At 58.8% G+C, this 12,947-nt stretch carries 11 protein-coding genes; 8 read left to right on the top strand and 3 right to left on the bottom strand.

Translation table 11 applies throughout. The features are described 5' to 3' along the window. Positions 1 to 109 precede the first annotated feature (109 nt). The gene (locus DNK50_RS15940) at positions 110 to 751 is read left to right on the top strand and encodes a DUF1345 domain-containing protein (RefSeq protein WP_099585208.1); all 642 of its coding nucleotides are present in this window, start codon (positions 110 to 112) and stop codon (positions 749 to 751) included. Between the two features lie 205 nt (positions 752 to 956). Further along, positions 957 to 1,418: a hypothetical protein gene (locus DNK50_RS15935; RefSeq protein ID WP_112195057.1), complete on the top strand. Its 462-nt coding sequence runs from the start codon at positions 957 to 959 to the stop codon at positions 1,416 to 1,418. 57 nt (positions 1,419 to 1,475) lie between these two features. Here DNK50_RS15935 and DNK50_RS15930 read toward each other — a convergent pair whose 3' ends face one another. From DNK50_RS15930 to DNK50_RS15920, 3 genes are all read right to left on the bottom strand, one after another. After that, the gene (locus tag DNK50_RS15930; protein ID WP_112195055.1) at positions 1,476 to 3,743 is read right to left on the bottom strand and encodes an autotransporter outer membrane beta-barrel domain-containing protein; all 2,268 of its coding nucleotides are present in this window, start codon (positions 3,741 to 3,743) and stop codon (positions 1,476 to 1,478) included. Positions 3,744 to 3,963: 220 nt separating this feature from the next. Next, positions 3,964 to 5,943 carry a hypothetical protein gene (locus DNK50_RS15925; RefSeq protein ID WP_112195053.1) on the bottom strand — a complete coding sequence of 660 codons (1,980 nt, stop codon included), beginning with the start codon at positions 5,941 to 5,943 and terminating at the stop codon, positions 3,964 to 3,966. 332 nt (positions 5,944 to 6,275) lie between these two features. Then, entirely contained in the window at positions 6,276 to 7,190 is a 915-nt protein-coding gene (locus DNK50_RS15920; RefSeq protein WP_371929429.1) for a hypothetical protein, read from the bottom strand. A 57-nt stretch (positions 7,191 to 7,247) separates the two neighbouring features. On the opposite strand from DNK50_RS15920, the gene DNK50_RS29540 reads away from it, so the two are divergent. From DNK50_RS29540 to DNK50_RS15895, 6 genes are all read left to right on the top strand, one after another. Further along, a complete protein-coding gene (locus tag DNK50_RS29540) occupies positions 7,248 to 7,334 on the top strand; it encodes a lipoprotein (protein ID WP_368731580.1) in 87 nt (28 codons plus the stop codon). Positions 7,335 to 7,703: 369 nt separating this feature from the next. After that, on the top strand, positions 7,704 to 8,723 hold the full coding sequence (locus DNK50_RS15915; RefSeq protein ID WP_112195051.1) for a LacI family DNA-binding transcriptional regulator: 1,020 nt from the start codon (positions 7,704 to 7,706) through the stop codon (positions 8,721 to 8,723). A gap of 182 nt (positions 8,724 to 8,905) precedes the next feature. After that, positions 8,906 to 9,688, top strand: a complete 783-nt coding sequence (locus DNK50_RS15910; RefSeq protein ID WP_112195049.1) for a sugar phosphate isomerase/epimerase — start codon at positions 8,906 to 8,908, stop codon at positions 9,686 to 9,688. Beyond that, positions 9,681 to 10,622 carry a sugar kinase gene (locus DNK50_RS15905; protein WP_112195047.1) on the top strand — a complete coding sequence of 314 codons (942 nt, stop codon included), beginning with the start codon at positions 9,681 to 9,683 and terminating at the stop codon, positions 10,620 to 10,622. Before DNK50_RS15910 ends, DNK50_RS15905 begins: the two co-directional genes overlap by 8 nt. 45 nt (positions 10,623 to 10,667) lie before the next feature. Next, positions 10,668 to 11,960: an MFS transporter gene (locus DNK50_RS15900; RefSeq protein ID WP_112195045.1), complete on the top strand. Its 1,293-nt coding sequence runs from the start codon at positions 10,668 to 10,670 to the stop codon at positions 11,958 to 11,960. After that, the gene (locus tag DNK50_RS15895; protein ID WP_099585216.1) at positions 11,957 to 12,934 is read left to right on the top strand and encodes an NAD(P)-dependent oxidoreductase; all 978 of its coding nucleotides are present in this window, start codon (positions 11,957 to 11,959) and stop codon (positions 12,932 to 12,934) included. The genes DNK50_RS15900 and DNK50_RS15895 overlap by 4 nt, the downstream gene beginning before the upstream one ends. The last annotated feature ends 13 nt before the right edge of the window (positions 12,935 to 12,947 follow it).

Below are 12,947 nucleotides of genomic sequence, written 5' to 3'. Positions count from 1 at the left end.
TGGCGGTGTATCAGTTGAAATACCTTTCACTGACCTACTGCTATCGGGGCAAGCCCCCTCCCACGTGATGAGGTACAGTCAGTTGACCCACTGTCAGCTGTGAGCTCCCATGCCCTTCCTCGCCCGCACCCACCCTCGCCTCTCCAGCGCCGCCGTGCTCGGCCTTGCCGTGGGCATTCTGGTACCCGCCGAAACAATCGCCAGCAAAATCCTCATCGGCTGGAACGCCGGGGTCTGGACCTACCTGGTGCTGATGCTCTGGCTGACCATCCGCGCCAAGGCGCCAGACGTCAAACGCATTGCCGAGATCGAAGACGAAAACGCCGGCCTGGTGTTGTTCATGGTCTGCATCGCCGCCATCGCCAGCCTGGCCACCATCACCTTTGAACTGGTCGGCAGCAAGGACCTGGCGACCGGCGAACGCCTGCTGCACTACGGTTTCACCGGGCTGACGGTGATCGGTTCGTGGTTGCTGATCGGGGTGATTTTCAGCGTGCACTACGCCCGGCTGTATTACACCTGGGACGGCAAGGAGCCGGCGTTGCGTTTTGCCGAAGGGTTGCTGACCCCCAATTATTGGGACTTCCTGTACTTCTCGTTCACCATCGGCGTCGCGGTGCAGACCTCGGATGTGGGTGTGGCCACCCGCAGCATGCGCAAGGTGGTGCTGGGGCAATCGTTGATCGGTTTTCTGTTCAATACAGCGATCCTGGGATTCTCGATCAATATTGCGGCAGGGCTCTTCGGCTAAGCGATCCCCCTCCTGCTGAGCACTTGCTTAAGCCTAAAAGAAATAAAGAATCGACCTATTGAGCTGTCATATCTGACAGTAGATTTATTCAAGAAAACGCGTCTAATTGAAACCAAGGTACGGTGGCTGTTTCGAGGACAGTTGTTGATAACGCCAGGCACCGTTCCGTGTTTTTGACCTATTCATCAAAGATGGAGACGCAATCATGCCAGCACAAACTGCAACGCTGACTCCCCACCAACAGAGCGTATTGATCCCCCGGCCACGTAATGCAAAGGGAACCTTCTCTGTGTTCCTGGATAGCCAGGAAATCGACATCCAAACCATCACTATTGTGAATGACCCCTCCCAACGCATTCTGCGTATTACCGGGCGCAACACCGTGGGCCACGATACAGTGCGGACAATCGACATTGAGTTTGCGGATCACACGCCGGCGGGCACGACGTTAAATTTGGCGGAGAATTACTCCCCCCCCACCAGAATTTGGCTATCGGTCAAGACAGCGAACGAACACTATGCTGTTCGCGGCACTATCGGCACCTTGTCCATTCAACAAATCTCCCCGCAGCTTATCAAGGTACAAGGCTCCGCCGTTGTTACCACCGAAACCGACCCGAACGGAGAGATACACTCGCTGGTCATTAACTTCGACATTCACACCTGAACCAGCAAACAAAAAAAAGCCCGTATCTAGCGATACGGGCTTTTTCCTAATCGGGATTTACCAGGTGTAACGAACACCGACGTTGGCACCCCAAGGCTGTTCAACTTTGCCGCCGCTGCTGTGTTCAAGGTCAGCATGCAGTTGCAGGTTCTTCGACAGCTTCACCGCCACCCCCGCACCGAACTCGGCACGCGAGCCAGATAGGTCGTTGTTGAATACATTGTTGTTCACCGACACCTTATTGTTGTTGGCAAACTCGTGCACCATTGCCGCCCGCAGGTAGGGCTGGACCACGCTGCCACTGTCGAGTTGGATATCACGCCCAACCGTTGCACCCGCCTTGGCCATGATCGAGCGAGTACGCTCACCCTTGGCTTGCAGGCCATTGTCCAGGTTGTAATTGGCACCCTGGATCACCACGGTCGACACCTGGGCATACGGCTCAACAAAGAAGCCGTCGTCGAGCTTGATGTTGCGACCGAACTCAGCCGACAAACCACCACCGGTGTTGTTGTACTTGCCTTTCGACGTGGTGCCGTCGCTCAAACCGACCTTGGACTCGTTGTGGAACCGGTTGACCTTGGCGACCGCATCGAAATACAGGCCACTCTCCTCGTCCAGCCAGGTGGCATAAGCGCCCAGGTAGTAACTTTTCACGTTACCGGACGTACCGCGTTTGAGGCTCAGGTCAGACGTGCTGTGACCGGCCATCACACCCACCAACCACTGGCTATCGGCCAGCGGCATGTCGGCGCCCAGGGTAAAGCCCTGTTGGGTCTGGTCGTAGCCTACGCCCGTGCTGTCAGACACTTTGTATTTGTTGCCATAACCGCGTATCCACAGACCCGACTGGCCCGGTTCGAAGCGCAATTCACCCATACGGGTACGCAGTGAAGTTGCCTCGCCGTACCACACGGTAGGTGCAGTATTGAACAGCGCCAGTACCGAACGCGTGCCAGGGCTGATCACGCGATTGTTCGGGTCAAGGAACCAGTCGGTCCCTTCCTTTTTCAAGCCGTAGGAGTAGGCACCTACGTCGACCACATCGCCCACCAGGGAGAAATGGGCGTCGCCGCCACCGGTGTGTACGATGCGAATGTCTTCAGGGTTGACCGGCTCCGCACCGCTGGCAGCGAGCAACAGGCTGTGATTGCCCTTGGCCTCACCCTCGATGTTAAGAAAGTCCGTGATACCACGGGCAAAATCGGTGCCCATGACAAAGGTGCCGTTGCCTTCCAGGGTGTCCAGATCCAACTGATAAAACGCATCAGTGGCACCAAACTTCACCGTACCACCAGCCAGGTTCAAGGCGCCCACCTGGCTGTCGCCGGTCAACTCCCAAAAAGATGCATCGCCCACGTTCAGGCTGGTGACATTTTTCAACTGGCCGGTAAGGCCGGCATTGTTCTGCAGGCTCAAATGCGCGGTGCTGCCATCCTCGACAATGACATTGCCGTTCAAACGACTGTTATCGATATTCATATTGGCGGTCGCGCCACCGTTCACTTCCAGCAGCGTGCCGTTACCACCGGTCAAGGTCGAACCATTGCGTACGTCGATGTCGACCGTCGGAACACGACCCGGCCTGCCTTCTACAAGAATCGCGGAACCCGTACGACCTTCGACATGCGAGTTGTCCAGCACCAGCTTGCCGGTTTCAGCGCTGTTCAACAGGTTCGTCATGAGTACACCGTTCTTGCCACCGATCAATGTACTTTGGCTGGCGGTTACGAGTGCGCCGCTGTCCAGTCGAACGCCGGCACTGTCGGCACCGGTGCCTTCAACCCAGGTATTTTGGTTGAAATGCAGCTCGCTGTTACCTTGCGCAAGCGCACCGGCGGTAGCGCCTTTGATGACACTGCTGAACACTTCAGCAACCCCACCCTTAAGCGAACCGGCACTCTGGAACGCCTGCAAGCCAAAATTGGTATGGCTGATCAGGGTGCTGCCGGTGATGGTTGCGCTGCTGTCATCCAGGCGTACGGCGCCAAACGACGGGTTGCTCGACTCCACATGTGCACCCGTGAGGCTGACAGTCGAGCCTTGCGTAGCGCGGATATCATTCACTCGACTGCCGGCGTTCACGATCAACGCAGAATCATTGACCCGGATACTCTGTGCAGAGGCGCCATTAAGGGTCAGTTCGGACTTATGATCCAGTTGCCAGTCTTTGGACGTTTCACTGGCGTCAATGGTCTTTTGTTCGCCACTCAAATTATCGGCGTGGGCAGCCCCATGAACCGCTGCAAACATAAGCAGGGTCATGGTCGGGACTTTCATAATCGCGCTCAGGGGCTTGAGCTTGAATTGGGCTGGTACGTGCATGGTCGTTCACTCTCTGGGGGTAGAGCCGATGAAAACGGTTTGGCTCGTTCCCAAGGAATGGAGCCTTACCTGTGCGGCGCAGAGAGTACGGATCAAGCATCCCAAACTATGTAGGACTTATCTTATTAAGGCGAGTGAACCAGCAGCGATCAGGGCAAAGGGAAATACTTGCACAAAGCGAAAAAGGGGAGCAGCGCTCCCCTATTCTTTTCAGTCTTGATCAAGGTGAGGGAATATTGGTCCCGTCGCAGAAGAAGTGGGTATTCGCCAGCGTGCTCCGTATGTCCGACAACTCACCATGGCCAGTCACTCCACTTCTCAGAACCGTTTCATAGGTCGCCACGCATGTGCCCCTCGGGGCCTGGGCCAGGTAAGGCTGATAGTCAATTTCAAACGTGATCCCGTTGTCGATATCGGATTGGCTCAAGCTCGGGTGAGTAAGCGTCAACGGGAACGGCCCAGGTGGCAGGCCGGCGAAGGTATTGGTAAGGCTCAACGTCAATGTCAGTGGCACACCGAGGGCCATGCGTGTATCGCCTGGCACATAAACCTTACCAAACAGCACGGGCGGAGTGCCGGACGTCCGAGTCTCCAAGTCCGAACAGAACCAACGACCCGGGGTCGCAACCACATACTCCGCTTTCGCCAACTCCACGACGACGGCGCCCTGCACATCGACCGTGGTGGGTGGCGACTCGTTTTCGTTGGTTGTCCCCGCGTCGAGGACCAGATACTTGATGGTCTTCATGTCGTTGCCATGACGGGCGACTACGTCCCAGTCAATAAAGAACGAGATCGGATTAGCCGTCGCGCTAACAGGGAACGGTCCGACCCGCTCATCCTCCCAGAGGAAGATGATCGACAACCCCGGATGCGGCAACACTGCAACGGTCCACGGCGCGATGTCCACGCGTACCTGTTGACCAGCATGGGCAGGCAGCAATACGTCCGGAGTCGTCGAGCCAGCACCGAATACGTGGGCCTGGTTAAGGTTGGGGTTGGGTGAACCTGGCGTCCCAGGGTTGACGGGACCGCCTACCGACAAATCGAGCATGAACGTGTGAATGAACGAAGGGAAAAGAGTGCCATTGCGGGAAATTCGATACTGTACGGTCGTCGGCTGTGGCCCAATGGCCTGGGTATAAGCGGCAAGGAATGCAGCCTGCAAACCACCGAATATCTGCGGGAACGTTGTGAATGGCGTTCCCAGACCGTTGTAACCCAGGCCACCAATATCCACTTCCAGCCGATCAAGCGAGGGGGCGTGATTGTTATACGTCCTGACCCATACTTCAGGGTTAAGCAGGTAATCCTTGATATCAATCAAGTTGTCTGTTTCACCAGGATCGGGTACAGGTGCCAGCGGTAAATGCGGGGTTCCGCGATCCGGATCGTCGATCAACGCAACGCGCCGAGTTTCGACGAACGAAGGGCGACTGACGTTACCCGCCCGGTCTGTGACGGTGTAGAACACGTAGTAGTCCCCGCTTAAATCAATCATTGCTGCCGGCAGGAAATACGTATTGCCTGTCGGCAGCATTAGAATCCCACCGGGGGGACTGACGATGTCCATTGGGCGCGGGAACATCACCGGGCTCCAGTAGAAGGTAATGAAGTCACCGGCAGCCCACCTGCCAGGGACAGGTACGAAGGTGTTATCGGGAATACCGAACTGCACCCCGCCATTCGTATTCAAATAGTCATTGTCGATCACTGCACCTGCGGGAAGCGTTGCAGGCCATACTACGGCAGCGGGCTGCTCACGAAAGGAGGCATCGGAATAGGGCGAAAGCAGGTCAACGGTAAAATTACCAGGGTCCGAATGTTCGCCCATCGCTGCCGGAACACCACTGATGTTGAGGTATTGAACGCTACGTAGCTGATAGAAACCATGCTGGAAACCACCTGCTGGAGCGGGTACGGTGACATCGAACCTGTCAGGGATAGGGAAAGCAGGGTCCGTACTCATTTGAATCGGCAGTGTCACTTTATCCCATGTTATCGGTAGCGTTCTGACCGCCATTTCGACTTGGATAAAATCATCGTAATCTGAAATGTCGCCAGTTTTGCATCGTACAGTGAGGTCGGCCGTCGCATTAATAGCCAAAATCGTCCCGGAGTCATCATCCAGTGCACCCACGATAGTGGGAGCGGCTGGGGCTGCGCGGGGAGCCAGTGGAACATTCGGATTGCTGCTCATTTTTGATGATCTCCACGTTCGTTCAATATAGGTTTCTTACAAAAAAACCACTCATCCGCCGGGCTGCGTTCGACCTCCGATCTTAAGTGCCAACGAACTCATTTCCCGGCAATACCTCTCCCTACCGCTTCATATGCGGCATAGCCACAACACTAAATGCTTGCAATGAAATCCGCCTCAGCGCCCCGATAGCGCTAAATACACAGGGGGTTGTGCGCGTGCGCCCCGGGGTCAGGGCTCAGGCGCATTGCCGTTAATCCAGCAATAGCGAGTGGGTGGCGCCGACGGCACTACGCGGTCAAACCGTGCGAACCGGGAGGCAGACCGGCCAATCAATACCCCCCCCTGTACACCCTGTAATTGGCCTCCCCTCCCGCCTCCTTCTTGAGCGGACGGATCAAACGTTCTACATCGAGAATCCAGAAGGAGTAACCCAAGGCGTCTGCGACCTCGTCCCAAAGGTGAATTTGTGTATCGACGATGTCAGGAAGTGGATCCACATCGGGGGCTTGGCGGTATCCCTGAAAGTGCATCACGACCAAGTCTCCGTGCAGGATACCCGCGCCCGGGCCTGTATTCGGGTCAATGCGAATTTCGACACCGAACCAGATTCTGGGTGTGCAGGCGCACGTCATAAATCTTTGCGGGTTCAATATCGGTTCGGATTCAGCCTGCGGAAAACGCGGCCGCATATAAGTCGGGGCGGGCAGCCCCACCTGCAGCGCGGCCTGCGCTACCAGAGAAAACTCTGGGTTGAGATTACCGGCGCGATCGCGCAGACGGTAAAAGCAAAAAATAAAAGCAGCACCCGGGAAGTTCTGGAAAACCGTATTGGGGACATTCACGAATATTTGCCCAGTAGCACTGATCAGCGGCGGGGAAACCACAGAGGGAGCACCGGTCGGTAACGTGTTCATATCCGAAAAATACATCAGTATTTCATCACCAACCTCACGTCCCAGATAACCCCCAGGAACTTCCATGGGCACCAGTGGCGTGCTGTTCAAGTAAGCGTCAGTGATCGGATCAACCGGGAAAATGGCCGGTGCCAGCGGCCCTCCCACACCAGGCGCATCGCGGTCTATTCTGAGCAGCGTTGGGTTAGAGGTATCGAAATTTGGTGAGGTTGGCGAGTCGAGATGGATTCGAAAAGAGAGATCGACAATCGCACTGTTCAGCAGGAAAGACTGGGGAATTTCAAATGAAATAGGGAAGTCCCCAGGGGTGAGTGGGCCAACCAGTGGCAAGGCCGGTAGCACGTCGACGGGTGTGGCGCCGTGGTCATCCCATACGGCTATAACGTAATGAGTCTCGCCGGCTGCGGGCAGAAAGGTCCATGGAGTAACAATTTCGCACTCCAGATTGTTGAAATAGTACTGCGCAGGTACTAATCCATCTGACCGCGCGCGAACCACCCGGGGGCCATCCAAAGCCAGGAGGGCCTCAGAACCACCAGCAACCTTACCCGCCAGTGATTTTTTGGGCTTTGATTTTATCGGTTTTGACTTGCTCATGCCGCCCTCCTGTGGACCCGACATCCAACACGCTTAATGCCGTAATGCCGTTAACTTGAGGCTGATTGAACACCCGAAACGCCCACCTGGATACTGTCAGAACTAACAGGTGCAATTGCCGCCCGTCGGTCTTATCAACCTGAACACGGTGTCATCCTGCGAATTTCCTCTTGACTGAAAGCAATGGCTGGTGTCTTCTGAAACCGGTTTCAGTGCAATGCGAATTCCAATAAGAAAGGCGCCACCGTGACTTCATTCTCCGCCGCCCAACGCAGCCGCGTGACCATGCTCGACGTCGCCCAACACGCCGGCGTGTCCAAAGCCAGCGTGTCGCGCTTCATCGGCGACGACCGCGCCCTGCTCTCCGACGCCATCGCCCTGCGCATCGAACAGGCCATCGAGCAACTCGGCTACCGCCCCAACCAAATGGCCCGTGGTTTGAAACGTGGGCGCACGCGCTTGATCGGCATGCTGGTGGCCGATATCCGCAACCCCTATTCCATTGCCGTGATGCACGGCGTCGAAACCGCCTGCCGCCAGCACGGCTACAGCCTGGTGGTGTGCAACACCGACCGCGACGACGAGCAGGAGCGCCAGCACCTGGCCGCACTGCGCTCGTACAACATCGAAGGGCTGATCGTGAACACCCTCGGCCATCACCTTGAACAACTGCTGGAACTGCAACGGGAAATGCCGCTGGTGCTGGTGGACCGCAAGGTCGAGCCGCTGCACAGCGACTTGGTCGGGCTGGACAACCCGGCAGCGGTGCGCATGGCGGTGGAGCATCTGGAACAACAGGGTTATCGCCAGCTATTGCTGGTGAGCGAATCCGCCGACGGCACCAGCTCACGGATAGAACGCCTGGACAGCTTCAAGGCCGAGATTGCCCGGCGCCCATCGCTGACTGGCGTGGTGCTGGAACTGGATGGCCACCTTGAAACCGGCCTGCAGGCCTTTCTCACTAAAACCGGTCCCAAGGCGGTGTTCTGTGCCAACGGCGTCGCCACACTGGCCTGCACCCGCGCACTCAAGGCGTTGGGCTGCAACCTGTTCGACGACGTGGGCCTGATCGCCCTGGATGACCTGGATTGGTATCCGTTAGTGGGCAACGGCATCACCGCCCTCGCCCAGCCGACCGAGGCGATTGGCGCCAGCGCGTTCGACTGCCTGCTCAAGCGTTTGCGCGGTGACGATGCGCCAACACGCACCCTGGATTTTCTGCCACAACTGATCATCAGAGGCTCAACCCTGTGCCCCTCCCCGTAGCAGCTGTCGAGCCTTGGCGAGGCTGCGTAGCGGACGTATTGACACCCCCGCGATCTGCGGGGCGCCTAACGCAGCCTCGCTTGCGCTCGACAGCTGCTACGGGGCGAAACTTGCGGACGCGTCAAGGTTGATTGAATTTTTATCACGTCGAAAAATGAAACCGGTTTCAGAGGTACACAACAATGCATAAATACCCCGTCTCCATCAGCCTTTCCAGCTACGGCGCGGACTTGGTACGCCAACAGGGCCAGTTGAGCTTTGTGCAGCTATTGGCCGCGGCCGGTGCCCAGCGCATCGAATGGCGCGAAGAGCTGCTGACCGCCGAGCAGCCCACCGAACTGGCCGAAGCCGCTGCCGCCCAAGGCCTGGAAGCGGTGTTCTCATCGCCCCTGGAATTATGGGTGGCCGGACGCGCCCAGCCCAACGCCGAACTGAGCGCAACCCTGGACCGCGCCCAGGCCTTCGGCGCGCGCTGGCTGAAAGTCTCCCTCGGTTACTTCACCGACACCAACGACCTGGAAAGCCTGCACGCCCTGCTCAATCGCCACCCGGTCCAGCTGTTGGTGGAAAACGACCAGACCCTGCACGGCGGGCGCATCGAGCCGATGCAACGGTTCTTTACCGAGGTCGAGCGCCTGGGCCTGCCGGTGAAGATGACCTTCGATATCGGCAACTGGCAGTGGCAGGACCAATCTGCCCTGACCGCCGCACGCCTGTTGGGCCGGCATGTGGACTACCTGCACTGCAAGGCCGTGGCCCGTCGCCCGGACGGCAGGCTGGTGGCGCTGCCGCCCGGCGCCACCGACCTGCATCTGTGGGAACAACTGCTCAAGCATATGACTCAAGGCATTACACGGGCGGTGGAATTTCCACTGCAAGGCGATGACCTGATCGATGTGACCGCGCAGCAGGTCGCCGCCCTCGCCGTCCTAGGCCAACCCACTGCGGAGCATGCCCATGTCTGAGATCGATATCCTCTCGTTTGGTGAAACCATGGCGATGCTGGTCGCCGAGCAGCCCGGCGATCTGGCCCAGGTCAGCCAGTTTCACAAGCGTATTGCCGGGGCCGACAGCAATGTCGCCATTGGCCTGTCGCGGCTGGGCTTTAATGTGGCGTGGCTGAGTCGGGTGGGCAGCGATTCGCTCGGCCGCTTTGTGGTCGACACCCTGCAAAAGGAAGGTCTGGATTGCCAGCACGTGGCCGTCGACCCGCTGCACCCCACCGGTTTTCAGTTCAAGTCCCGTGAAGAAGCCGGCGCCGATCCGCAGGTGGAGTACTTCCGCAAAGGCTCCGCCGCCAGCCATTTGTCCATCGCGGCCATCAGCCCAGCGCTGCTGCAGGCCCGCCATCTGCACGCCACCGGGATTCCTCCCGCGCTGTCCGAGGCCACGCGCGAACTGTCGGTCGAGTTGATGACCCAGATGCGCAAAGCCGGGCGCAGTGTGTCGTTCGACCCGAACCTGCGGCCGTCGCTGTGGGCCAGCCAAGCGCAGATGATCCGCCAGGTCAACGCCCTCGCCGGCCTGGCCGATTGGGTATTGCCGGGCTTGAGCGAAGGCCGCCTGCTGACCGGTTTCGACGACCCGGCCGATATCGCCGCGTTCTACCTCGACCAGGGCGCCGAAGCCGTGGCCATCAAGCTCGGCCCGGACGGCGCCTACTTCCGTACCCATCTGGACCAAGGCTTTGTCGCCGCCGTGCGCGTGGACAAGGTGGTGGACACCGTCGGTGCCGGCGACGGCTTTGCCGTGGGCATGATCAGCGCCCTGCTGGAAAACCTCAGCTTCCCCGAGGCGGTGCAACGCGGCAACTGGATCGGCAGCCGCGCCGTGCAAAGCCGTGGCGATATGGAAGGCCTGCCGACCCGCGCTGAACTACCCACCCGATCCGTTGCGTGACCCACACCCTGTTGCCACAACTACAACAAGCTCAGGAGCAACCCCATGGAAACCGTGAAACTCGCCACCCGCCGTTGGTGGTACATCATGCCCATCGTTTTTATCACCTACAGCCTGGCCTACCTGGACCGCGCCAACTATGGCTTTGCCGCCGCCTCCGGGATGGCCGAAGACCTGATGATCACCCCCGGTATGTCGTCATTGCTGGGTGCACTGTTTTTCCTCGGCTACTTTTTCTTCCAGGTGCCGGGGGCGATCTACGCGCAGAAGCGCAGTGTCAAAAAGCTGATTTTCGTCAGCCTAATCCTGTGGGGCGGTTTGGCCACACTGACCGGCGTGGTGTCCAACGCCTACATGCTGATCGTCATTCGCTTCATGCTCGGCGTGGTCGAAGCCGCGGTGATGCCAGCGATGCTGGTGTACCTGTGCCACTGGTTCACCCGTGCGGAACGCTCGCGGGCCAACACCTTCCTGATCCTCGGTAACCCGGTGACCATGCTGTGGATGTCGGTGGTGTCGGGCTACCTGGTGCAGCATTTCAGCTGGCGCTGGATGTTTATTATCGAAGGCCTGCCAGCCGTGTTGTGGGCGTTTATCTGGTGGAAGCTGGCCGATGAGCGGCCCAAGGATGCCAAGTGGCTGAGCGACAGCGAAAAGCACAGCCTGGAAACCGCCCTCGCCGCCGAACAGGTCGGCATCAAGGCCGTGAAGAACTACGCCGAAGCGTTCCGCTCGCCCAAGGTGATCATCCTGGCGTTGCAGTTCTTCTGCTGGAGCATCGGTGTGTATGGCTTTGTGCTGTGGCTGCCGTCGATCCTCAAAGCCGGTTTGCAGATGGACATGGTCGAGGCCGGCTGGCTGTCGGCGCTGCCCTACCTGGCGGCGGTGATCGGCATGCTGGTGGTGAGCTGGGGCTCGGACAAGCTGCAAAAACGTAAACGCTTTGTATGGCCGCCGCTGTTGATCGCGTCCATCGCGTTCTACGCCTCCTACGTGCTCGGCGCCGAACACTTCTGGTGGTCCTACACCCTGCTGGTGATTGCCGGGGCCTGCATGTATGCGCCTTACGGGCCGTTTTTCGCCATCGTCCCGGAAATCCTGCCGGCCAACGTTGCCGGTGGCGCCATGGCACTGATCAACAGCATGGGCGCGCTCGGTTCGTTCGGCGGCTCGTACCTGGTGGGTTATCTCAATAGCAGCACCGGTTCGCCCGGCGCTTCGTACCTGCTGATGAGCGGTGCGTTGATGCTGTCGGTGGTGCTGACGATTTTCCTCAAGCCCGGTGCCAGCGACCGCTCGCCGGCACCCACTCTGGAGTTGAAGGTAAAGACCTCATGAAAAAGTCTGTCGTGTTGTACAAGAAACTCTCCGCGCCACTGATGGCCCGCCTGCATGAACACGCCGAGGTCACGCTGATCGAAGCCCTGGATGACACCGGCCTGGCCAAGTTGCGCGACGCCCTGCCGGCCGCCCATGGCCTGCTGGGCGCCAGCCTGCGCCTGGACGCCAGATTGCTGGACCTCGCGCCGCACCTGGAGGCCGTGGCCAGCGTGTCGGTCGGAGTCGACAACTACGACATCGACTACCTGACCCAGCGCGGCATCCTCCTCAGCAACACCCCGGACGTGCTCACCGAAACCACCGCCGACACGGGCTTTGCGCTGATCCTCGCCACCGCCCGGCGCGTGGTGGAACTGGCCGATATGGTGCGCGCCGGCCAATGGAACAAGAACATCGGCCCTGCGCACTTTGGCAGCGATGTGCACGGCAAGACCCTGGGCATCATCGGCATGGGCCGCATCGGCGAAGCCCTGGCCCAGCGCGGGCATTTTGGCTTTGGCATGCCGGTGATCTACCACAGCCATTCGCCCAAGCCGCAGGTGGAACAGCGCTTTGGCGCGCAGTACCGCAGCTTGCAGGCGTTGCTCAAAGAAGCCGATTTCGTCTGCCTGACGTTGCCGCTCACGGCAGAAACCGAAAAACTGATTGGCGCAGAGGAATTTGCACTGATGGGCCCCGAGACGATCTTTATCAATATCTCGCGGGGCAAGGTGGTGGATGAAGCGGCGCTGGTCGAGGCGTTGCAGCAACGCACGATTCGGGCAGCTGGATTGGATGTGTTTGAGAAGGAGCCGCTGAATCACGCCTCACCGTTGCTGCGCTTGAACAATGTGGTGGCAACGCCGCATATCGGCTCGGCGACTCATGAGACAAGGGAGGCGATGGCCAAGTGTGCGGTGGATAATCTGCTGGCGGCGCTGGCAGGGGAAAAGCCGAAAAACCTGGTGAATCCAGGGTCCTGGAAGCAATAACCCCTGACACAAC

Source organism: Pseudomonas sp. LG1E9 (assembly GCF_003290225.1).
GTDB classification, from domain to species: Bacteria; Pseudomonadota; Gammaproteobacteria; order Pseudomonadales; family Pseudomonadaceae; genus Aquipseudomonas; species Aquipseudomonas cyclaminis.
The sequence above is the reverse complement of the archived record's forward strand: the minus strand, read 5'-3'. Positions and strand labels throughout refer to the sequence as shown.

Bases quoted from the DNA above. Each gene is read 5' to 3' on its own strand.
- DNK50_RS15940 (WP_099585208.1), top strand. From the start codon at position 110: ATGCCCTTCCTCGCCCGCACCCACCCTCGCCTCTCCAGCGCCGCCGTG.
- DNK50_RS15935 (WP_112195057.1), top strand. From the start codon at position 957: ATGCCAGCACAAACTGCAACGCTGACTCCCCACCAACAGAGCGTATTG.
- DNK50_RS15930 (WP_112195055.1), bottom strand. From the start codon at position 3,743: ATGCACGTACCAGCCCAATTCAAGCTCAAGCCCCTGAGCGCGATTATG.
- DNK50_RS15925 (WP_112195053.1), bottom strand. From the start codon at position 5,943: ATGAGCAGCAATCCGAATGTTCCACTGGCTCCCCGCGCAGCCCCAGCC.
- DNK50_RS29540 (WP_368731580.1), top strand. From the start codon at position 7,248: ATGAGTCTCGCCGGCTGCGGGCAGAAAGGTCCATGGAGTAACAATTTC.
- DNK50_RS15910 (WP_112195049.1), top strand. From the start codon at position 8,906: ATGCATAAATACCCCGTCTCCATCAGCCTTTCCAGCTACGGCGCGGAC.
- DNK50_RS15905 (WP_112195047.1), top strand. From the start codon at position 9,681: ATGTCTGAGATCGATATCCTCTCGTTTGGTGAAACCATGGCGATGCTG.
- DNK50_RS15900 (WP_112195045.1), top strand. From the start codon at position 10,668: ATGGAAACCGTGAAACTCGCCACCCGCCGTTGGTGGTACATCATGCCC.
- DNK50_RS15895 (WP_099585216.1), top strand. From the start codon at position 11,957: ATGAAAAAGTCTGTCGTGTTGTACAAGAAACTCTCCGCGCCACTGATG.